Annotated in this window: 23 protein-coding genes; 18 read left to right on the forward strand and 5 right to left on the reverse strand. The window is 50.3% G+C overall.

The features are described from left to right. The first annotated feature begins 160 nt into the window (after positions 1-160). The 4 genes from betA to greB are packed head-to-tail and all read left to right on the forward strand — an operon-like array spanning position 161 to position 5,208. A complete protein-coding gene (gene betA, locus H3L98_RS07515; protein WP_027021468.1) occupies positions 161-1,846 on the forward strand; it encodes a choline dehydrogenase in 1,686 nt (561 codons plus the stop codon). Positions 1,847-1,885: 39 nt separating this feature from the next. Then, positions 1,886-3,895 (forward strand): choline BCCT transporter BetT, encoded by a 2,010-nt coding sequence (gene betT / locus H3L98_RS07520; protein WP_027021469.1) that lies wholly within the window; start codon positions 1,886-1,888, stop codon positions 3,893-3,895. 57 nt (positions 3,896-3,952) lie between these two features. Continuing rightward, entirely contained in the window at positions 3,953-4,690 is a 738-nt protein-coding gene (locus tag H3L98_RS07525; RefSeq protein ID WP_027021470.1) for a HesA/MoeB/ThiF family protein, read from the forward strand. A 26-nt stretch (positions 4,691-4,716) separates the two neighbouring features. Then, positions 4,717-5,208 (forward strand): transcription elongation factor GreB, encoded by a 492-nt coding sequence (greB, locus tag H3L98_RS07530; protein WP_027021471.1) that lies wholly within the window; start codon positions 4,717-4,719, stop codon positions 5,206-5,208. A 60-nt stretch (positions 5,209-5,268) separates the two neighbouring features. Here greB and lpdA read toward each other — a convergent pair whose 3' ends face one another. Then, a complete protein-coding gene (lpdA, locus tag H3L98_RS07535; protein ID WP_027021472.1) occupies positions 5,269-7,050 on the reverse strand; it encodes a dihydrolipoyl dehydrogenase in 1,782 nt (593 codons plus the stop codon). A gap of 205 nt (positions 7,051-7,255) precedes the next feature. Here lpdA and H3L98_RS07540 point away from each other — a divergent pair, with 205 nt between their 5' ends. The 3 genes from H3L98_RS07540 to H3L98_RS07550 are packed head-to-tail and all read left to right on the forward strand — an operon-like array spanning position 7,256 to position 9,009. Further along, positions 7,256-7,915, forward strand: a complete 660-nt coding sequence (locus tag H3L98_RS07540) for a MarC family protein (protein WP_027021473.1) — start codon at positions 7,256-7,258, stop codon at positions 7,913-7,915. 51 nt (positions 7,916-7,966) lie between these two features. Next, complete coding sequence (locus tag H3L98_RS07545; protein ID WP_027021474.1) at positions 7,967-8,626, forward strand: protein-L-isoaspartate O-methyltransferase family protein; 660 nt, start codon at positions 7,967-7,969, stop codon at positions 8,624-8,626. Positions 8,627-8,685: 59 nt separating this feature from the next. After that, positions 8,686-9,009 (forward strand): rhodanese-like domain-containing protein, encoded by a 324-nt coding sequence (locus H3L98_RS07550; protein ID WP_027021475.1) that lies wholly within the window; start codon positions 8,686-8,688, stop codon positions 9,007-9,009. A gap of 29 nt (positions 9,010-9,038) precedes the next feature. On the opposite strand, the gene H3L98_RS07555 is transcribed toward H3L98_RS07550, so the two are convergent. From H3L98_RS07555 to H3L98_RS07570, 4 genes are all read right to left on the reverse strand, one after another. Beyond that, positions 9,039-9,560: a hypothetical protein gene (locus tag H3L98_RS07555; protein ID WP_156932216.1), complete on the reverse strand. Its 522-nt coding sequence runs from the start codon at positions 9,558-9,560 to the stop codon at positions 9,039-9,041. 21 nt (positions 9,561-9,581) lie between these two features. Further along, entirely contained in the window at positions 9,582-10,115 is a 534-nt protein-coding gene (locus H3L98_RS07560; RefSeq protein ID WP_027021477.1) for an RNA pyrophosphohydrolase, read from the reverse strand. A gap of 65 nt (positions 10,116-10,180) precedes the next feature. Beyond that, positions 10,181-10,378, reverse strand: coding sequence for a DUF2788 domain-containing protein (locus H3L98_RS07565; protein ID WP_027021478.1), 198 nt, complete (start codon positions 10,376-10,378; stop codon positions 10,181-10,183). A gap of 86 nt (positions 10,379-10,464) precedes the next feature. Continuing rightward, positions 10,465-11,634: an O-succinylhomoserine sulfhydrylase gene (locus H3L98_RS07570; RefSeq protein WP_027021479.1), complete on the reverse strand. Its 1,170-nt coding sequence runs from the start codon at positions 11,632-11,634 to the stop codon at positions 10,465-10,467. A gap of 122 nt (positions 11,635-11,756) precedes the next feature. Here H3L98_RS07570 and H3L98_RS07575 point away from each other — a divergent pair, with 122 nt between their 5' ends. From H3L98_RS07575 to H3L98_RS07625, 11 genes are all read left to right on the forward strand, one after another. Next, on the forward strand, positions 11,757-12,620 hold the full coding sequence (locus tag H3L98_RS07575) for a lysophospholipid acyltransferase family protein (protein ID WP_027021480.1): 864 nt from the start codon (positions 11,757-11,759) through the stop codon (positions 12,618-12,620). Between the two features lie 24 nt (positions 12,621-12,644). Further along, positions 12,645-14,567: an ATP-binding cassette domain-containing protein gene (locus H3L98_RS07580; RefSeq protein WP_027021481.1), complete on the forward strand. Its 1,923-nt coding sequence runs from the start codon at positions 12,645-12,647 to the stop codon at positions 14,565-14,567. After that, positions 14,564-15,391, forward strand: coding sequence for an alpha/beta hydrolase (locus H3L98_RS07585; RefSeq protein WP_027021482.1), 828 nt, complete (start codon positions 14,564-14,566; stop codon positions 15,389-15,391). The genes H3L98_RS07580 and H3L98_RS07585 overlap by 4 nt, the downstream gene beginning before the upstream one ends. Beyond that, positions 15,388-16,017, forward strand: a complete 630-nt coding sequence (locus tag H3L98_RS07590) for a Smr/MutS family protein (protein ID WP_034333036.1) — start codon at positions 15,388-15,390, stop codon at positions 16,015-16,017. Before H3L98_RS07585 ends, H3L98_RS07590 begins: the two co-directional genes overlap by 4 nt. After that, a complete protein-coding gene (locus tag H3L98_RS07595) occupies positions 16,007-17,137 on the forward strand; it encodes a methyltransferase (protein ID WP_034333039.1) in 1,131 nt (376 codons plus the stop codon). Before H3L98_RS07590 ends, H3L98_RS07595 begins: the two co-directional genes overlap by 11 nt. Further along, a complete protein-coding gene (locus H3L98_RS07600; RefSeq protein WP_246327800.1) occupies positions 17,127-17,432 on the forward strand; it encodes a hypothetical protein in 306 nt (101 codons plus the stop codon). The genes H3L98_RS07595 and H3L98_RS07600 overlap by 11 nt, the downstream gene beginning before the upstream one ends. A gap of 103 nt (positions 17,433-17,535) precedes the next feature. Beyond that, positions 17,536-19,026 (forward strand): phosphate acetyltransferase, encoded by a 1,491-nt coding sequence (gene pta, locus H3L98_RS07605; RefSeq protein WP_027021486.1) that lies wholly within the window; start codon positions 17,536-17,538, stop codon positions 19,024-19,026. Positions 19,027-19,253: 227 nt separating this feature from the next. Continuing rightward, positions 19,254-19,763, forward strand: a complete 510-nt coding sequence (locus tag H3L98_RS07610; protein WP_338025832.1) for an NIF family HAD-type phosphatase — start codon at positions 19,254-19,256, stop codon at positions 19,761-19,763. A gap of 4 nt (positions 19,764-19,767) precedes the next feature. Then, complete coding sequence (locus H3L98_RS07615; protein ID WP_051531980.1) at positions 19,768-20,496, forward strand: phosphoribosyltransferase; 729 nt, start codon at positions 19,768-19,770, stop codon at positions 20,494-20,496. Between the two features lie 27 nt (positions 20,497-20,523). Beyond that, positions 20,524-21,519 (forward strand): DNA-processing protein DprA, encoded by a 996-nt coding sequence (locus tag H3L98_RS07620; protein ID WP_051531981.1) that lies wholly within the window; start codon positions 20,524-20,526, stop codon positions 21,517-21,519. A gap of 138 nt (positions 21,520-21,657) precedes the next feature. Next, complete coding sequence (locus H3L98_RS07625) at positions 21,658-22,263, forward strand: glutathione S-transferase N-terminal domain-containing protein (protein WP_027021488.1); 606 nt, start codon at positions 21,658-21,660, stop codon at positions 22,261-22,263. Positions 22,264-22,272 lie beyond the last annotated feature (9 nt).

Below are 22,272 nucleotides of genomic sequence, written 5' to 3' on the forward strand. Positions count from 1 at the left end.
GCTGGGAATGGTTGCCATAGAGCTGCTGTTGTCCTGCGTGGGTATGACTGTTTTGATTGTGATGGTTGGCGGATTGGGCGCAATACTGATGCTGATGCCTGTTTGGGTTTATATTTATTACCGTAAACTTAAGAAACTTATTCAAAAAAGGATTTTTCCTATGAATCAATCTCATTATGACTACATTATTATCGGTGCAGGCAGTGCAGGCAATGTGTTGGCTGCGCGTTTAAGCGAAGATGAAAACACCAGCGTTTTACTGCTGGAAGCAGGTTTGCCTGACTATCGTTTGGATTTTCGTACACAAATGCCTGCTGCGTTAGCCATGCCTTTGCAGGGTACAACCTATAACTGGGGCTACAAAACTGACCCTGAACCGTATATGAACAACCGCCGTATGGATTGCGGACGCGGTAAAGGTTTGGGCGGTTCGTCTTTAATTAACGGTATGTGCTACATTCGCGGCAATGCTTTGGATTTTGACCACTGGGCAAAAATCCAAGGTTTGGAAGATTGGACGTACTTGGACTGCTTACCCTATTTCAAAAAAGCAGAGCATCGTGATGCAGGCGAAAATGCTTATCACGGCAGTGAAGGTCCGATTCACGTTACCACTGCCAAACCCAATGTTAATCCGCTGTTTGAAGCGATGATTGAAGCGGGCGTGCAAGCAGGTTATCCGCGCACAGTGGATTTAAACGGTTATCAACAAGAAGGCTTTGGTCCGATGGACCGTTTTGTAACCCCCAACGGACGGCGTAGCTCTACTGCGCGTGGTTATTTGGATATGGCAAAACACCGTTCCCGCTTAACCATTCTGACTGGCGCATTAACCGATGTTATTCTGTTTGACGGTAAACGCGCCCGTGGTGTGCGTTTTCAACATAAGGGGCAAACCCATACTGTCAATGCTAATAAAGAAGTATTGTTGTGTGCAGGCGCGATTGCTTCCCCGCAGATTTTACAGCGCAGCGGTGTCGGTCCGGGCGCTTGGTTAAAAGAAGCAGGCATTAACGAAGTATTGGATTTGCAAGGCGTGGGCAATAATTTGCAAGACCATTTGGAACTGTATATGCAGTATGAATGCAAAGAGCCTGTGTCTATTTCCCCTGCCACCAATTGGTGGAATAAACCCGCTATCGGTGCGGAATGGCTGTTTAACGGCACAGGTTTGGGTGCGACCAATCATTTTGAAGGTGGGGGATTTATCCGCAGCCATGAAAAATTTGAATGGCCCAATATTCAGTATCACTTTTTACCCATCGCTGTACGTTATGACGGACGCAACGCCAGCAAAGCCCACAGTTTTCAAGCGCACGTGGGTTCTATGCGTTCCCCCAGTCGCGGGCGCATTAAAATTCAATCGCGCAATCCCGCCGAACACCCCAGCATTTTGTTCAACTACATGAGCCACGAACAAGATTGGGAAGAATTCCGCGCTGCTATCCGCATTACCCGCGAAATCATGAACCAACCTGCTTTAGACCGCTACCGTGGCAATGTGATTACGCCATTAGAATCGGTGCAAAGCGATGAGCAGTTGGACGAATATGTCCGTAACCATGCAGAAACCGCTTATCACCCATCTTGCACCTGCGCCATGGGCGAAGACAATAACGCCGTGGTAGATGGACAAGGGCGTGTTCACGGAATTGAAGCGCTGCGTGTGGTAGATGCTTCCATTATGCCGAATATTATTACAGGCAACTTAAACGCCACCACTATTATGTTGGCAGAAAAAATTGCCGATAAGATTCGCGGACGTGCACCCTTGCCAAAATCAAACGCCGATTATTATGTGGCGAACGGTGCGCCTGTACGCGGTACGCCACAGCGTTCTGCATAAGCAAATAGAACTGATACACACATCAAAAGGAATCGAAATATGAACAGTCCGCCCTCTTCTGCTGCGGATAAAAACACCAGCTTTATGCTGAACAAAACCGTGTTTACCGCCGCTTCAGTCATCAGTATTTTGCTGATTGTGCTGACCACGGCTTTTCCCGCTTTCAGTGAAAATATTCTGGGTAACTCGCTGCGCTGGGTTTCCGACCGTTTTGGTTGGTATTACATGCTGGTGGTGGCGGTTTATACCGTGTTTGCGCTGTTTGTGGGGATTTCCCGCTATGGCGACATCAAGCTGGGGCAAGACCAAGACAAGCCCGATTTTCCCTTTTTGGCATGGGCAGCGATGTTGTTTTCGGCAGGCATCGGCATTGATTTGCTGTTTTTCGGTGTATCCGAACCGCTTACCCATTATTTAACGCCCAATATGGGAACAGGCAGTACGCCCGAAGCGGCTCGCGCTGCTTTTGTACAAACCTTTTTGCATTGGGGTTTGCACGGCTGGGGTATTTACGCGCTGATTGGCATGGCGTTGGCATATTTTGCCTACCGTAAAAATATGCCTTTGTCCCTGCGTAGTGCTTTAGTACCTTTGTTTGGTAAAAAACGCACGGAAGGCTGGTTAGGCAATACCGTAGATACTTTTGGCGTGGTGTGTACGCTGTTGGGGATTGCCACCAGCTTGGGTATTGGCGTATTGCAGGCAAACGCAGGTTTAAGCCATGTGTTTGGTATTGACACCAGCAAAGGCGTACAAGCAGCGATTATTTTGGCGGTAACGGCTGCGGCTGGCATCAGTGCTATGTCGGGCGTGGAAAAAGGCGTGCGCCGTTTGTCGGAAATCAATATGTTGGGCGCAACTTTTTTGCTGCTTGCCTTATTGATTATGGGTCCCACCGTGTTTTTGCTCAACGCTTTTACCGAAAACATTGGCGATTATTTCCAAAATGTATTGGGTAAAACCTTTCAGGTCTATGCCTATCAAGGCAATGCAGGCGCAGAATGGAAATCGTTTTGGACGGTGTTTTTCTGGGCTTGGTGGGTGGCATGGGCGCCGTTTGTGGGCTTGTTTATCGCGCGGATTTCACGCGGGCGTACCTTGCGCGAGTTTGTGTTTGGCGTGATGTTTATTCCCTTGGGCTTTATTTTTGCGTGGTTTTCTATTTTTGGAAACAGCGGCATTGATTTGGTTGCCAATCACGGCGCAGCGCAATTGGGCAAAACGGCATTGGAAAACCCTGCGATGGGAATGTTTGCGCTGTTTGAACATTATCCTTGGGCAGCGTTTTGGTCGGGCTTGTCGGTGTTAATCGGTTTGATTTTCTTTGTTACCTCTGCCGATTCGGGCGCATTGGTGTTGGCAAATTTAAGTTCGCGCAGTTTAAGCAGCGGGGCAGATGCACCTGTGTGGTTGCGCCTGTTTTGGGCAGCGGCAACGGGTTTGGTGACTTTGGGCTTGTTGCTGGCAGGCGGATTTTCTTCGCTGCAATCGGTATCGGTGGTGGCAGGCTTGCCGTTTTCGCTGGTGCTGCTGATGTATATGGCATCGCTGTGGCTGTGTTTACGGCAGGAAGGCAATAAACGCAAAGCCAATCAGGTGGATAAAGCCATGGTGTTGGACGACGGGCGCAATTGGCGCAACCGTTTGCACCGTTTGGTGGATTTTCCCACTGCCGAAACTGCGCAACGGTTTATGAACAGGCAGTTACACCCTGCCATGCTGGAAGTGGCAAGCGAATTGCAGCAAAAAGGTTTGCAAACCGAAGTCTCGCCCGTGTCGGAACAATACACGGTTACTTTAAGTGTGCAACACAATGGCGAAGTGGACTTTGTGTATGAAGTGCGTTTGGTGGAAGCGGTTAAACCGATTTTTGCTTTGGGACAATCGGGCAATATCGCCGCCGATGCCGAAAAATACTACCGCGCCGAAGTGTTTTTACAAGAAGGCAGTCAGGATTATGATTTGGTGGGCTATACCACCGAGCAGATTATTATCGATATTCTGAACCAGTACGAACGGCATATGCAGTTTTTGCATTTGGAACGGTAAAATAAGGGGCGTATCTGCACAGGGTACGCCCTTTTTTCATCAAACAGGAAAATAAACATGGACGACCGTCAGTTATTGCGTTACAGCCGCCATATTTTATTGGACGAAATTGGCATTGAGGGACAACAGAAGCTTTTAAATGCCACAGTATTGGTGGTAGGCTGTGGCGGATTAGGCAATGCTGCCCTGCCCTATTTGGCGGCGGCGGGTGTCGGTACATTGATTATCGCTGACCACGACGAAGTAGATGATACCAATTTGCAGCGGCAAATCTGTTTTAGCGAAGCCGACATCGGGCGCAATAAAGCCGAAGCCATAAGGGACTTTTTACGCGCCCGCAACCGCGATTGCCATATTGAATGCCATGCTACACGTTTAACAGCAGAAGATTTGGCGAAACTGCTGCCGCGCTGTGATGTGGTGCTGGATTGCAGCGATAATTTCGCTACCCGCCACGCGGTAAACGCTGCGGCGGTGGCAGCGGACGTGCCTTTGGTATCGGGGGCAGCAGTGGGTTTTGGTGGACAACTGGCGGTGTTTCGCCCGCAGCAGGGCTGTTATGCCTGCTTATTCGGCGAAGAAGTCGCCACTGAACAGGCTTGCGCCACTTTTGGTGTGTTTTCGCCGTTGGTGGGTGTCATCGGCACGGCGCAGGCAGCGGCAGCCTTAAATCTATTATTGGGGCAACTGCCCGCTGCCAATGTTTTGCATTGCTATGATGCCAAACGCGGCAATTGGCAGCCGTTTGCATTTTCCCGCCGCCATGATTGCCCTGTTTGCAGCGGTCTTTGTTAAAATAAAGGTTTTTTCCCACGCACATCATGAGCGATATTCCCAAAAACTATATTACCCCGCAAGGCTGGCAAGCATTAAAAGACGAATTGTATCAACTGGTACACAAAGAACGCCCCGAAATCGTGCAAATTGTCAATTGGGCTGCCAGTAATGGCGACCGCAGCGAAAACGGCGATTATTTGTACGGCAAACGGCGGATGCGTGAAATTGACCGCCGCATTCGTTTTTTAACCAAGCGTTTAGAAAGCGCGGAAGTAATTGACCCCGAAACCCGCGAATACACCGACCAAATCTTTTTTGCTGCCACGGTGGATATTTTACGCGGTGATGGCAGCGAACAGACGGTACGGATTGTGGGCGAGGACGAAATTGACACCCCGCGCCATAAAATTTCGTGGCGTTCGCCTTTGGCGCGCGCCCTGATTAAAGCCCGTGAGGGCGACAGCGTGTGGCTGCGTACCCCCGAACAGCACGAAGAAATTGAGGTTTTGGCGGTGCGTTACGAAAAAATTGACTAAAAAAACAACAGCCTGTTTTCAATAAAAAAACAGGCTGGTTTTTATCCATTTAAGACAGGATTATTTCTTTTTGCGCTGCGGCGGCAAATCGGTACACACGCCCAATGCCACTTCTGCGCTCATGCCGATGCTTTCGCCCAAAGTGGGGTGCGGGTGAATGGTTTTGCCGATGTCTTCGGCATCGCAGCCCATTTCAATCGCCAAGCAGATTTCGCCAATCATATCGCCTGCGTGCGTGCCGACAATGCCGCCGCCAATCACGCGACCTGTTTCCGCATCAAAAATCAGCTTGGTAAAGCCTTCGTCACGACCATTGGCAATGGCGCGACCGCTGGCCGCCCATGGGAACACGGATTTGGCAATGGCGATGCCGTCGCGTTTGGCGATTTCTTCGGTAACGCCCACCCAAGCCACTTCGGGGTCGGTGTACGCCACACCCGGAATCACACGCGCATCAAAAAAGGCTTTGTGTCCCGCACAGTTTTCGGCGGCAACGTGTCCTTCGTGAACGGCTTTGTGCGCCAACATCGGTTGTCCGACCACATCGCCGATGGCGTAAATATGGGGGACGTTGGTGCGCTGTTGTTTATCGACTTCAATAAAGCCGCGCTCGGTAACCGCCACACCTGCTTTTTCCGCGCCGCACAATTTGCCGTTGGGCGCACGTCCAGCCGCCACCAGCACCAAATCGTAACGTTGCGGCTCGGCAGGGGCTTTTTTGCCTTCAAACGTCACATAAATGCCGTCTGCTTTGGCTTCTACGGCAACGGTTTTGGTTTCGGTCATGATGTTGTCAAAGCGATGGGCGTTCATTTTTTCCCACACTTTTACCAAATCGCGGTCTGCGCCCTGCATCAGTCCGTCCATCATTTCCACCACGTCCAGACGTGCGCCCAAGGTGCTGTACACCGTACCCATTTCCAAGCCGATAATGCCGCCGCCGATAATCAGCATTTTTTCAGGCACTTGACGCAGTTCCAATGCGCCTGTGCTGTCTACAATGCGCGGGTCTTGCGGAATAAACGGCAGGTTTACCACGCGGCTGCCGACGGCGATAATGGCGTTTTTAAAGGCAACGGTTTTGTGTTCGCCCGTTTCGCTGGCTTGTTCGTATTGGGTGGATTCGGTCAGGGCAACCTGAATATGGTTGGCGGAAACAAATTCGCCGCGTCCGCGGATAATGTCCACCTTACGCGCTTTTGCCATGCCCGCCAAACCGCCTGTGAGTTTGCCGATGACTTTTTCTTTGTAGCCGCGCAACATATCCATATCAATTTCGGGCGCGGGGTATTTGATGCCGTTGGCGGCCAAATGTTTGACTTCATCAATTACGGCAGCGTTGTGCAGCAGGGCTTTAGACGGAATACAGCCAACGTTCAAACACACGCCGCCCAAAGTGGCGTATTGCTCGATAATGGCGGTTTTTAAACCTTGGTCGGCAGCGGCAAACGCGGCGGAATAACCGCCCGGCCCGCCACCCAACACCACCACGTCGTATTCGGCATCGGCATTGCCGTTAAACGCGGCGGCTTGCGGCGCAGGGGCGGCAGTTTCGGTTTGTTCGGGGGCTGCCTGAACGGGCTGCGGTGCGGCTTCTTGTGCGGCAGCCGCTTCAATCACGGCAATTACGCCGCCTTCGGAAATTTTACCGCCCACTTGTACGCGCACTTCTTTCACCACGCCTGCGGCGGTAGCGGGTACGTCCATGGTGGCTTTGTCGGTTTCCAAGGTAATCAGCGTGTCTTCCACGTTTACCGTGTCGCCTGCTTTGATTTCCACGGCGATAATGTCTACATTTTCGTGTCCGCCGATATCGGGGACAGTTAATTCAATTAAGCTCATGATGTTCTACCTTTTACAGAGTTGCAAAAATCGGGCAACGGCAGATTGCCTGCTGCCGAAACGCCTAATTATACCGCACTTGCCCCATCGTCCGCGCAAATCCGTTTTCAGGCGCAGCAAAATTCGGTAAGATGACAGCTTGGGTTTCAACCCATTTGATTTCGTCAAAATTTTCGCGTTGCTTATCGTTATACAGGAGAACGCCGTGTCTTTGGAGCTGGAAATCGCCAAAATTTTTCTGGCATTGGTGGTGCTGGTTAATCCGTTTAGCGCACTGCCGATTTTTTTGGATTTAACCCATAATTACAGCAAACGCGAACGCACCCGCGCCGCGCAAATCGCTTCTTTTAGCGTATTTGTGACCATTGCCGTGTTTGCCTTGGTGGGCGGGGGGTTGTTAAGCCTATTAGGCATCAGTACAGGCGCGTTTCGCGTGGGTGGCGGGATTTTGGTATTTTTAATCGCCATTTCCATGATGAGCAGCGGCAACAATCCCGCCAAGCCCGATATCGGCACCGACGATGCCAGCGAAATCACCATTGCCCGCCAACCCGCCGTGAATATCGGTGCGATTGCCGTTGTGCCTTTGGCAATTCCCATGATGATTGGTCCGGGCGGAATTTCCACCGTAGTTATTTACACCGCCACCGCCAAAAGCTATTGGGACATCGCCGCCGTGATTATCGCAGGGGGCGTGATTGCGCTGCTGTGTTACCTTACCCTGCTTGCCGCCACCAAAGTCAGCGATATTTTGGGCGAAACAGGGCTAACCGTACTCAACCGCGTGATGGGTATGCTGCTGGCAGCCGTATCGGTGGAAATTATTGTGGCGGGGCTGCGCGAACTGTTCCCGCAACTGGGTTAATCCGCTATAATTTTGCGTTTTCAATCCGCCAACCCAATTTTGGAGCAGAATATGGACTTTGAACAAGCCCGTTTCAATATGGTCGAACAGCAAATCCGCCCGTGGAATGTGCTGGATTTTGACGTATTGGACGCCGTCAGCGACATCCCCCGCGAAGCCTTTGTGATGGAAAACCAACGCGGCTACGCCTATGCCGATATGCCGCTGGTGCTGCCCAACGGCGGCTATATGTTAGAACCCAAAATCATCGCCCGCATGGTGCAGGGTTTGGCATTGAAAAAAACCGACCAAGTATTGGAAGTCGGCACAGGTTCGGGCTACGCCACCGCCCTATTGGCAAGCCTTGCCGCGCAAGTGCAAACCTTTGACACCGACAACACCCAATTGCAAACCGCCAAAGCCGTATTGGACCGCTTGGATTTTCACAATATCCGCTACGAACACGGCGACGGTTTTGCCGAACAACACAGCCACAACCGCTACGATGCCGTATATATCGGCGGCGGTTTGCCCGTTGTTCCCGAAAACCTGAAAGCCCGCTTAAACGACGGCGGACGCATGGTAGTAGTCGCAGGCAAAGCCCCCGTGCAACACTGTCTGCTGATTACCCGCCACGGCGACGAATTCAGCCAAACCGTATTGTTTGACACCTTGGTAACCGGCTTGGATGCCAAAGCCGTTCCCGCCAACGGCAGCCGTTTTAAATTCTAATATTGAATGCGCCGTGCTGTTCCGACACGGCGCATTTTTTGTTTTGTGAGCCATTATATATGAGCATTCAAGCCATCAGCCCGCAGCAGCTGCAAGATTTGCTGCAACAACAGCCCGATACCGTATTGCTGGACGTGCGCGAAGACGAAGAAGTCGCCCTGTGCGCCCTGCCCCATCATACTCATATTGCCATGAACCGCATTCCCCTGTGCCACAACGAACTGCCTGACGACGTGCCGATTGTGGTGTATTGTCATCACGGCATCCGCAGCTTAAACGTTGCCCGCTATTTAGAAAACGCAGGCTTTGAACAGCTCTATAATTTAAGCGGCGGCATTGACGCATGGGCGCAAGAAATTGACCCCGCCATGCCGCGTTATTAAACCCCATTGGTGGTGGGCTGATTTGAAATTTATTTACATTCACTAGGCTTTTGCAAAGAAAATTCAAATTGAGTATATAGCGGCGACATATAAGGTTCTTCTGTAAAATTTGCTATTGCCATTACATAAATGGGTACTTTATTTTTACCCACCACATAAAAAAATTGACTATTTTCACCTTGATGACATTTAGGTAATTCAAAAATTTGATAGGATTTCAAATTCTTTTCTAAAATAATTTTAAATTTTTTACTGGGTCTATTATTAGATAACTCTATATCATTAACCTGATTTCCATTACCTGACACACTAATTTCAGATTGCCCCATTACTTCCAGATTTAACTTGCCTAAACTAAAAAATCTATTGGGTGTCCTATTTACCTTATTACCCCATTCAATATTAGGGATACTGTAATAAGTATCTATATTTTCTTTACTTGAATACATAGATAAAACTTTTTCTAAAGGTGATTGGGTTACCTTTTCAGCATATGAAATATTCCATGTACCAATTAAAACAATTGGAAAAAGTAATTTTTTAATATTCATCTGAATCATCCTGATTAAAAATTAAGCCTTTCGCTGTTTGCGCTCTTCCAAAATACGCCCGCGATATTCGCCCATGCTTTCCAAATTGCGGACGAATCCTGCCAGCTCGGTTAGAGCTCGTTCATACACGTTTCTTTTAAAGTCAATCACTTCATCAACAGGTGCCCAATATTCGTGCCAACACCAGCCATCAAATTCGGGGCTGGGGTCGGCATTCAAATAAATATCGCTCTCACGCCCCACCAGTCGCAGCAAAAACCAAATCTGCTTTTGCCCGCGATAACTGCCGCGCCACTCGCGCCTTACCCAATGATTCGGCACATCATAGCGCAGCCAATCGCGGGTGCGCCCCAACACTTTCACATGCTGCGGCAGCAAACCCGTTTCTTCTGTCAGCTCGCGGTACATCGCCGTTTCGGGGCTTTCACCGGGTTTAATCCCCCCTTGCGGAAACTGCCAAGACTGCTCGCGCACGCGCTTGCCCCAAAACACCTGATTGTTTTCGTTTAATAAAATAATACCCACATTGGGGCGGTAGCCGTGGCGGTCGAGCATGGTGTGCGTCCTGTTAAATGGTTTGGGGGCGGATTTTCCCACACTTTGCGGGGAAACAAAACCGCTTACATCAACAGGCGCACCAATACGTTTTTAAATAAAAATCCCGCAATGCCCAAGCCCAGCACCAAAAACAAAATAAACATGCCCAGCTTGCCTACTTGTGCCTTTTTACCCAAATCCCAGATAATAAAAAATAAAAATACAATCAGCACGCCCAAGCAGATTTTTAATGCCCACGCGGCAAATTCGGCTTCTGACATTTTCTTATCCTTTCTGTTTCTTGAAATAATTACTCAACAGGGCGCACATAGGTGTGCGTGCACCCCTTTTTTTCACTTAATCGGCATTACGCCAACGCCTGCGCCAAATCATCAATCAAATCGTCAATGTATTCCAAACCTGCCGACAGGCGCAACAGCCCTTCGCTAATGCCTGCGGCGTGTTTGTCTTCCGCGCTCATGCGCCCGTGGGTGGTTGTCCACGGGTGGGTGATGGTGGAACGCACATCGCCGAAATTGGCGGTTTTGGAAAACAGTTTGACACGGTCAATCACGCGCCATGCGGCATCTTGTCCGCCTGCCACTTCAAACGCCAGCACCATGCCACCCGATGCTTGCTGCTTGGCAACCAAATCTGCCTGCGGGTGTTCGGGCAAACCTGCGTAATAGACCTTTTGAACTTGCGGCTGCGTTTTCAACCAGTTTGCCAACGCCAGCGCGTGTTGCGATTGTTTTTCCACGCGCAAGGCTAACGTTTCCAATCCGCCCAATAATTGCCACGCATTAAACGGCGACAGGCTTAAACCCGCTGAATTGACGTATAAGGCGATTTGTTGCACCAAATCGGCTTTGCCGCACACCACGCCGCCCAATACGCGCCCTTGTCCGTCTATGGCTTTGGTGGCAGATTGCACCGACAAATCCGCGCCCAAATCCAAGGGGCGTTGAATGGCGGGCGAGCAGAAACAATTATCCACTGCCAACAATGCGCCTGCTTCACGGGCAATCTGCGCCAAAGCAGATAAATCTGCTACTTCGCCCAAGGGATTGGACGGGGTTTCCAAAAACAGCATTTTGGTATTAGGGCGCACAGCATCGCGCCACGCTTGCAAATCGGTTTGCGGAACAAAGCTAATCTCAATCCCAAAGCGGGCAATGTGTCCGCTTAACAGCCCTGCGGTGGTGCCAAACAGGCTTTGGCTGCTGATTAAGTGGTCGCCCGCACTTAAAAAGGTCAGCAGCGCAGCCTGAATGGCTGCCATGCCTGTGGTGGTGGCAATGGCGGCTTCGGCGTGTTCCAAAGCGGCAACGCGCTGTTGAAACGCTGCCACGGTGGGATTGGCGGTGCGCGAATAGGTGTAACCCGCTTTGGTTTTGGCAAACAGGGCTGCACCATCAGCAGCGGTGTCAAACATAAAACTGCTGCTTAAAAACAGGGCTTGATGGTGTTCATTGTATTCGGTTTGGCTTTTACCGCCGCGAATGGCAAGGGTTTGCGGATGCAGGGGGCGGGACATGGCATTTTTCTCCTGTGAATGAGGGCAAAAAGGGCGATTGTGCGCCTTTTGCGCGGCGGTTTCAATCGCCAAACGCAGCGGCGGCGGGCGCGTGTGCTAAAATAAAGGTTTTTGGTATGCTTATGCTTGCCCGTGTGTTTAATTGGGTGGCGCGTTTGCCGCTGCCGCTGCTGCACCGCATCGGTGCGGGATTGGGGGTATTGGCGTATTATCTGTTACCCGCCACCCGCAGGCGCATCCGCCAACATTTGCGCCTTGCCCGTTTGCCTGCCGATGCGGCGGCGGTGCGTGCGGTATTGGTGGAAACGGCTAAAGGGGCAATGGAACTGCCCTTGGCGTTTTGCCTGCCACCCGAACAGATTAGCGCCTTATTTGTGCGTAGCCACGGACAGGAACATTTGGACGCTGCCCAAGCCGCAGGCGAAGGTTTACTGCTGCTAACCCCGCATTTGGGCAGTTATGATTTGGCGGGGCGTTGTTTGAGTGAACGTTTGCCGTTTCCGCTGACCGCGTTGTATAAACCGCCCAAATCCGCCGCTTTAAACCAAATCATGCAGCAAGGGCGACAACGCGGCAAAGGGCGCACCGCACCTGCCACCACACAAGGCGTGAAACAAATCATCAAAGCCCTGCGCGGCGGCGAAGCCGTGGTGGTGTTGCCCGACCACGTTCCCGACCCGCACGAAGGCGGCGGCGTGTGGGCGGATTTTTTTCACCGTCCCGCCTATACCGCCACTTTAGCGGCACGATTGGCGCAATTGCCTAAAGTGCGCGTGTTGCTGTTTTACGGCGAACGCCTACCGCAGGGACAAGGCTTTGTGCTGCATATTGTGCCGCCGCAGGGCGCACCCGTGGGCGATGCCGCCGCCGATGCCTTGTGGCTCAACCGCAATATAGAACACCTGATACGGCAATCGCCCGCCCAATACCTGTTTGCCTACAACCGTTACAAACACCCCGCAGGCGCACCGCTGCCGCCCCGTTAAACCCATTTTTCTGTCAATCAAAACATGAGTACCATTCTTTCCCTAGAACACGCCTCGTTTGCGGTCGGACACGTTCCACTGCTGGACGACACCGCCTTACAACTGGAAGCAGGCGAAAAAATCGGCTTAATCGGGCGCAATGGCGCAGGCAAATCCTCGCTGCTGAAAATACTGGCGGGCGTACAAAAGCTGGACGACGGACAACTAATTCTGCAAAACGGTTTAAAAACCGTGTATGTACCGCAGGAAAGCACGTTTGACCCCGACACCAGCGTGTTTGACGCCGTATCCGAAGGCTTGGGCGCACTGCGCGATGTGTTGCGCCGTTATCATCAAGTGTCGCGCGAGCTGGCGCAGCAGGGCGACAGTGAAGCCCTTATCAAACAACTCAACGAATTACACAACCAAATTGAGGTACAAGACGGCTGGCAGTTTGATGCCGCCATCCGTCAAACCATCGCCGAGTTGGGTTTGCCCGAACACGAAACCGTGTCCAATTTAAGCGGCGGACAAAAAAAACGGCTGGCGTTGGCACAAGCATGGGTGCAAAAGCCTGATATTTTATTATTGGACGAACCCACCAACCATTTGGATATTGATGCCATTATCTGGCTGGAAAACCTGTTGGCGCAATTTGGCGGCAGCTTGGTGCTGATTACCCACGACCGCCGCTTTTTGGACAACACCGTTACCCGCATTGTGGAACTGGACCGTGGCAAACTGCGTTCCTATTCAGGCAATTTCGCCCAATACAGCGAAAAGAAAGCGCAAGAATTAGCCGTAGAAGCCGAACACAACCGCCTGTTTGACAAATTCCACGCCCAAGAAGAAGCATGGATACGCAAAGGCATTGAAGCACGGCGCACCCGCAATGAAGGGCGCGTACGCCGTTTGGAGGAACTGCGCCGCCAACGTGCCGCCCGCCGCGAACGTCAGGGGCAAGTCAGCTTTAAGCTGGATGCAGGCGAAAAAAGCGGAAAAATCGTCGCCGAACTGGAACACGCCTCGTTTGCCTACGGCGACAAAATCATTATGGACAAATTTTCCGCCGTGATTCAACGCGGCGACAAAATCGGTTTAATCGGTGCCAACGGCGTGGGCAAAACCACCTTTTTAAAACTGATTTTGGGCGAGTTGCAACCCACTTTCGGGCGCATCCGCATCGGCAGCAAACAGGAAGTGGCGTATTTTGACCAGTTCCGCAGTGCGCTGAACGAAAACGATACTGTGTTTTACACTTTGGGGCAGGGCAACGATTATGTGGAAATCGGTGGCAAAAAACGCCATATTATGGGCTATTTGGAAGATTTCCTGTTTCACCCTGCGCGGGCGCACAGCCCCGTGTCGTCGCTGTCGGGCGGCGAGCGCAACCGCTTGTTACTAGCCAAACTGTTTACCCGTCCCGCCAATATTTTGGTGCTGGACGAACCGACCAACGATTTGGATATTGATACGCAGGAATTGTTGGAAGAACTGTTGCGCGATTACGCTGGCACGGTGTTTTTAGTCAGCCACGACCGGATGTTTTTGGATAATGTCGTGACACAAAGCATTGTGTTTGACGGCAAAGGCGGTTTGCGCGAGTACATCGGCGGTTATCAGGATTATTTGGATGCGAAAAGCCGTGAACAGGTTTTACAGCACAGCAAGGATAAAACCGCTGCCACCGATAAACCCGAAAAATCCGCCAAACCGAAAAACCGCGCCGTTAAATTGTCGTTTAAAGAACAGCGCGAATTGGATGGGCTGCCCGAACGCATCGCCGCCTTGGAAAGCGAACAGGCGGAACTGAATACGCGCTTGTCCGACCCCGAAGTGTTTAAAGATTACGAAGCCGCTGCCCTACTGCAAAACCGTGCTGAAGCAATTGAAATGGAATTGCTGGAGTGTTTGGAACGCTGGGAATGGCTGGAAGCGAAGCAGTCGGGCAAGGAACAGAGCGCATGAAAAAAAATCGTCTGTTTTGGAGTGGAATACTGGTGGCAGGTCTTGCCCTAGCGGTGTTGCCCTCGTGCGCACAACAGGCTTTTTACCACCCCGACCGTCACGACTACACACGTCCTGAGCACACCATACAAACATGGCAGGATGTGTTTTTTCACAGCAAAGACGGCACCAAACTGCACGGGCGTTTTGCCCCTGCCACAGGCACAGCCAAAGGCACGGTGATTCACGTTCACGGCAACGCACAAAACCTGAGCGCCCATTGGGATTTTGTGTCGTGGCTGCCTGCACAGGGCTACAATGTCTTTGCTTTTGATTATCGCGGCTACGGGCGCAGCGAAGGCAAGCCCGATGTGCGCGGTTTGTTTGACGACACCCATGCCGCTTTGGACTATATCCGCAGCCGCCGCGACCTTGACGCCAATAAACTATTGGTGTTCGGGCAGAGTTTGGGCGGCACCAATGCCATTGCCGCCGTGGGCGCGGGCAACAAACAAGGCATTCGCGCTGTGGCGATTGAAGCCACCTTTGCCAATTACGCCGCCATTGCCAACGACAAAATCACAGGCGCGGGGTTGTTGATGAATAACCGTTACAGCGCCGACCGCCACATTGCCAGCATTTCGCCAATACCGCTGCTGCTGATACATGGCGATGCCGACAGCGTGATTCACGTGAAACATGCCCACGCCCTATTTGCCGCTGCTCGTGCGCCGAAAAAGCTGATTATTGTGCCAAACGGCGAACACATTGACGCCCTCAGCCATCCGCATCACCGCACACACTACCGACACGTTTTAACCGATTTTTTCCAATCCGCTTTATGACTTTTCACGACCAACTCAAAGCCCTGCACCAACAGGCACAAGCCGATGCGGAACAACGCCGCCAAGCCGAACGCCAAGCCCGCGCCCAGCAGCAGGTACAAGAGCCTGATTTTGCCACCTTAATGGCAGACGTTACCCCCTTAAAACACCATAACCAATACTATCCGCCCCCCGACCGCAGCCCCATCAAACCGCGCCGCCACGACCCACACCAGCAGGACGACAATCAAAATTTCTATATTGGCGAAGGCGGCGCACACATTGATATCCCCGCCAGCTTCAGCAAAAACGGGCAAGGTGCAAACGACATCAAACGTTTGCAGGCAGGGCATTGGCAGGTGGTGGCGGATGTGGATTTGCACGGCTACACCCAAGAAGAAGCCCAGCAGGTATTAAACGAATTTATCCGCTTTGTGCAAAAACGCGGCGTGTGTGGCGAAATCATTCACGGCAGCGGTTTGGGTTCGCGCGGTTATACGCCGATTTTAAAATCGCTGGTGCGCCGCTGGCTGATGCAACATCCTGATGTCTTGGCTTATACCGAACCGCATCCCAATAATGACGGCGCTGTCCGCATTCTACTCAAACGCCCTTTCCGCCGCGACCCTAACGATAATGAAGCATAACACCGTTCTCACGCTGAACAACGGGCTTGCCCTGCCCTATTACAGCGAAAACCGTCACCGCCCACCGCAACGCGCCCGCCTGTGTAGCGCTGCTTCCGCCGCCGAGCTGCTGCAACACGCCCGCCAAAGCTGCGCCACCGTGTGGCAGGGCGATTTTTATCAGGGCAAAACCCTGTTAGATGCGGTTAAAAAACGGCTGCGCTGTCCGACTGCACCACAACACACCTTTCCCGACAACCCGCGCGAGTGGTTTCACCGCCACCGTTTGCGCCAATCGCAACAAAGCCGCGACATCAATATGCTGCTGCTGGAAATCCACCCCGATTTTGCCCTGCGGCTACCACGCGCCCCCGATGTGTCCGCCGCGCTTGCCGATGCTTTGGATGCGGAATGGGCGGATAAACATTTTCTTATGCCGTTTAACCTGCTGTTGGGCATGATGGGCGCGTATCAATGGCATCAACAAGGCGTTGATTTGCCTGCCTTGGGCGGACGGGTGCATGTGCCGTTTGGGGTGTTTTCGCCTGTGCGTGGCGAATATTTGCATTTGCTGCAACACGCGCCCTTGCCGCCGTCTTGTCGGCAGGCATTTGACATCGGTACGGGCAGCGGTGTGATTGCGCTGCTGCTGGCTCAACGCGGCATCGCGCACATCACCGCCACCGACACCAACCGCCGCGCCCTTGCCTGCGCCCGTGCCAATGTGCAGCGTTTTGGTTTGGGCGCACAAATTGATGTGTTGGAACAGGATTTGTTTCCCGCAGCGCGTGCCGATTTGATTGTGTGCAATCCGCCGTGGTTGCCCGCACAGCCCACCTCTACCATAGAAACCGCTTTATACGACCCTGACCACGCCATGTTGCGGGCATTTTTGCACGCTGCGCCGCAGCATTTGAATCCCAGCGGCGAAGTTTGGCTGATACTGTCGGATTTGGCTGAACATTTGGGTTTACGCGCTGCCGATGCGCTGCCGCAATGGTTTGAACAAGCAGGTTTGCGCCTGATTGCCACCGAACACACCCACCCCGTCCACCCCAAATCCGCCGACCGCAACGACCCACTGGCATTCGCCCGCCACCGCGAACGCACGTTTTTATACCGTTTAAGCCATGCCCGATAATCTCATTTGGCACACCGAATCGCATTTGCCCGCAGACGAACCTTGCGCCGATAATTTGGCAGATTACCTTCATCCGCAGTTAATGCGCGGCGCGTCTGCCGATGCCCGCTTTATTTTCGATGCCGTTTACACGCCCGAACGTGCTGGTTTTGTACTCACGCTAATGCAAATCAACGATGAATGGGGTTTTATTGAACACGAATTGCGTTTACATCCGCACAGTCGCGCCGAATTGCTGCAACAGATTGAGCGTTTTTGCCGTGCGCCCGCTGCCTGCTTTGCCGATGCACCGTAAACGCGCTTGCCGCCGCTGCCATATCGTGGCACACTTCTCACAGGCTGTGCAGGCTTTGCCTGCCGCCTATTCCGTCTCCATTTTTTAGCAAAGGAACTCCCTGATGGCGAAACTGATTATCGTCCCCACCGGCCGCCATGCGAACACCGCCGCCGTTGCCGCCGCATTGGCAAAATCCCTGCCCGATGCCGCCGTGTTCAATCCGCTTGCCCAAGCCGACCGCGCCGCCGAACTGCTGGCAGCAGGCAAAAACGACGACTGGTTTGACCTGCTGATTGGCGAAGCCGCTGCTTCAGGCGCACAACATTTGGTGATTCAAGGCATTGACCCCGATGCCGACAACCTGCTGTTGTCATCACAAAACGTTGAACTGGCGACTTCGTTTAACGCGCAAATCGTGCTGTTGGCAACATCAGGCGGCTCGTCTGCCGAAACCGCCGCCCGCGTTCAGGCAGCCCGGCAATTATTTGCCCATGCCCCCGTTCGTTTTGCGGGCGTGGTGGCGGATAACCCCAAAGTTGCCGAACTGTGCAAACTGCCCTATTTGGGTTCTGCCGCGCAACTGCAAAACACCGACAGCCTGATTCACGACAGCCACGACCGCGTGTCGCCCGCGCAATTCCGTTTCAATATGATGGAAGCCGCACGCAAAGCCAACAAACGCATCGTGCTGCCTGAAGGCGCAGAACCGCGCACCGTCCGCGCCGCCGCCATCTGCCACGACAAAGGCATTGCCCGTTGCGTGCTGCTGTCCAGCCGCGCCGCCGTCCACGCCGTTGCCGAAGAACTGGGTATCAAACTGCCCGACAGCTTGGAAATTATTGACCCCGAAAGCATTGCCGAACAATACGTTGAACCGATGTGCGAACTGCGCAAATCCAAAGGCTTAACCCCCGAACAGGCACGTGAGCAACTGAAAGACACCGTAGTTCTCGGCACCATGATGATGGCGCAAAACGACGTGGACGGCTTGGTATCGGGCGCGGTACACACCACCGCCAACACCATCCGCCCCGCCCTACAACTGATTAAAACCGCCCCCGGTGCCAGCATTGTGTCCAGCGTTTTCTTTATGTTGCTGCCAGGGCAAACCGTCGTCTATGGCGACTGCGCCGTGAATCCCAACCCCACCCCCGAACAGCTTGCCGAAATCGCCATTCAGTCTGCTGATTCCGCCAAAGCCTTTGGTATTGAACCGCGTGTTGCCATGATTTCCTATTCCACAGGCACATCAGGCGCAGGCGCAGACGTGGATGCCGTTGCTGAAGCCACTAAATTGGTGAAAGAAAAACGCCCCGATTTGGCGGTAGACGGACCTTTGCAATACGATGCCGCCGTGGTGGAAAGCGTTGCCAAATCCAAAGCCCCGAACAGCCCCGTGGCAGGCAAGGCCACCGTGTTTGTCTTCCCCGACCTGAACACGGGCAACTGCACTTATAAAGCGGTACAGCGCAACGCCAATGTCTTGAGTGTGGGACCCATGCTGCAAGGCTTGCGCAAGCCCGTAAACGACCTGTCGCGCGGCGCATTGGTGGAAGATATTGTTTACACCATCGCCCTGACCGCGATTCAAGCAGTGCAGATGGAACAATAAAGCGACCATTTAAAAATAAACAGCTGTTTGAAATAGGTTTTACCAATTTCAAACAGCTATATTTTATATATTACCACATATTAATGTTGTCACAACCATCAAAGCATGTTAGTATTAGAAGAAATTTAGATAATCTTAAAAAAAGATAAAATGGAAAGTATAATCTGCAATCTGCAATCTGCAATCTGCAATCTGATTTGACACTTCCCAATAATCCTATCATTTTTGTGGATATGGATGGAACATTAGTATCAAGCGATACTGCCAATAATTTAGCTTATCAAGAAGCCATATTCCACTATTATCCAAACTCTTCCCCCTTAACAGTAAAACGCATTACTGCTGAAACCATCAAAATAAACTATCCCAAGCAATCAAACCAAATCATCACATATAAACAGAAAGTTTTTCCAAACTTCCTGTCTCAAATTACGGTTAATACAGATCTGACTAACTTTATCCATATTGTTCATTCACATATACCCGTTTATCTAATCAGTCACAGTTTAGAACAACGCGCCCGACAAATTCTCACCCATTTGCAACTTAACAACTTATTTAAAGCCACTTATTTTTGTGACAAATCACAAGCAAAATATCCCTTCATGATAAGAAAATTGCGTTTGAATCCGAATCAAGTTGTAATTTTTGACGACAATTTAAATGAGTTGCAATATGCATCCCAATGCAATATTCCTACCTCTCAACTATTTTTTGTAACTTTCCCAAGGATTTAATACCATGACATTGCAATCATTCACCATTGAGGCAAACGAATATTTACAACAGAATATTCAAGCATATTACCGTTGCGACTACATTAAATACAAACAACCTAACAATCCTGATTATTTGGTAACTCTAAAAAATACCTTTAAAAATCTATCGGAATCCCAATTAAAGTCAGCAGTCAACCAGCTTGCATCCACTTTAACTGATGAAGTTCTAGAAATTTTATCCCTATCCAAACAGCAATCTATAGCAATTTGTGTCGTGCCCCGTGCAAAAAGTCTAGACAGCTATGCCCCAAGCCAGCTTCTATTTCGATTAACTATCCAACATATTATTTTAAAACTACAACAACATTACCCTAATATCATTGACGGCACAAATTATATTGTGCGCCATACTGATACCCGTACCACCCATTTACCCAATGATGCAGGCAATGGTTCTGACCCCTATCCTGGTATTACAAAAAATACTTGCACCTTATCACCAGAGATAAAAGGGAAAAATATTTTGCTGATTGATGATATTTACACAAAAACAATTAATGTAGATGAAGATGCCATCCAAGCCTTACTGGATTGTGGAGCACAAAATGTTACATTTTTCGCCATCGCCAGAACTGTTTATAAAGGCTATGCCACTTACCAAGCAAATGAATCAAATTCAGACATAAACCCCCTAGACAAGCAATATAATCAATATTGTCTACAACTACTACGCGAATTTCTCAATAAATAAATTAAACAAATCAATTGGATTAAAAAAATGACTCATATTTCTGAAAATGCAATTAATATCTTAACCGCATTAACTTTTAAGAATATTGGTAATGCATGGGCATTTAATAACCTAAAACACCTTAAACATTCCGTAGAAATCTGTGAATTGTTAGAAAAAAAGGTAAATGAACCTGTAAATGAACATATTTTTCGCCAAAGATACAATGACATTTGCCAACAAATAGAAAACTTAGGCATGAACTGTGATGGTGTTACTGCATTAGGTGATAGTGACTTTCCTATTGTTCGAGGAAACGTAAAAGACAGCAATCAGCCTATTGTCATATTTTATAAAGGAAATTTAGAACTTTTAAGCAAACACCATACCAATCTAGCGGTAATTGGTGTACTCACACCTGATAAACAAATTGAACAAGATGAACGTCAAATGGTAGATTCTTTCGTTCATGATGGTGCCAATATCGTTAGTGGATTGGCATTAGGTTGTGACGGTATCGCTCACCATCAGGCATTGCTATCTGGAGGTAAAACTATTGCTATCTTACCCAGCCCACTTAATCAAATTCTTCCCAAACAGCATATTCAATTAGCAAACGAAATTGTTGAACAAGGTGGATTGGTCATTAGCGAATATTACAAGCCTGCATTAGATTTCCGCACACAAAGTAAATATTACATTGAGCGCGACCGTTTACAAGCATTATTTAGTGACTGTACAGTTTTGGCAGCCAGTTATTCACCCGACAGTAAAGATCCTAATAACTCTAAAATTGACAGTGGAGCTCGCCATGCTTTGGCAAAAGCCAAGGAATACAATTTGCCCCGTGCAGTCATGTACCATGAAAAATATACTTCCCATCCAATGTTTGATTTAAATAGACAAATTATCAAAGAAGATAGTCCGAATGCCATTATTATTTCTCCTGAGCAACCATCATCATTTCATAATTGGCTGAAACAATCCCTTAAACAGGAGACAGCTATATTAAAATCATCTGAACAAGCTAATTTAGGATTTTAAAAATAGCGCTTAACATCACGAGCGTAAACAAAACTTTCCTAATTAAATAAATCACTTGGCGCGTTTTTCTAGCAAAAACGCGCCGATTTTGCTATTATTTCCCTTTAGTTTTCAAACACCTTTATAGGAATCCCGATTATGATGACCCTGTATTCAGGTATTACCTGCCCGTTTAGCCACCGCTGCCGCTTTGTTTTATATGAAAAAGGCATGGACTTTGAAATCAAAGATGTAGATGTGTTCAACAAGCCCGAAGACCTTGCTATGATGAACCCCTACAATCAAGTTCCCGTGCTGGTAGAACGCGATTTAATCCTGTTTGAATCCAATATTATCAACGAATACATTGACGAGCGTTTCCCCCACCCGCAGCTGATGCCGGGCGACCCCGTGATGCGCGGGCGCGGGCGTTTGGTGTTGCACCGTTTGGAAAAAGAGCTGTTTGTGCATGTGCAAACCTTGGAAAACCCTGCCGCCACCAGCAAAGAACAAAGCAAAGCCCGTGAAGCCATCGCCAATGGTTTAACCATGATTGCACCCGCGTTTACCAAAAACAAATATGTATTGGGCGACGATTTTTCCATGATTGATGTGGCACTTGCGCCCTTATTGTGGCGTTTGAACCATTATGAAATTAAGTTGGGCAAATCCGCTGCGCCGATTTTGAAATCTGCCGAGCGTATTTTCCAACGCCCTGCGTTTATTGATGCGCTTACCCCCGCCGAAAAAGCCATGCGCCGCTAATGAAAGGGC

This window comes from Conchiformibius steedae, from assembly GCF_014054725.1.
In the GTDB taxonomy this organism is placed as follows: Bacteria; Pseudomonadota; Gammaproteobacteria; order Burkholderiales; family Neisseriaceae; genus Conchiformibius; species Conchiformibius steedae.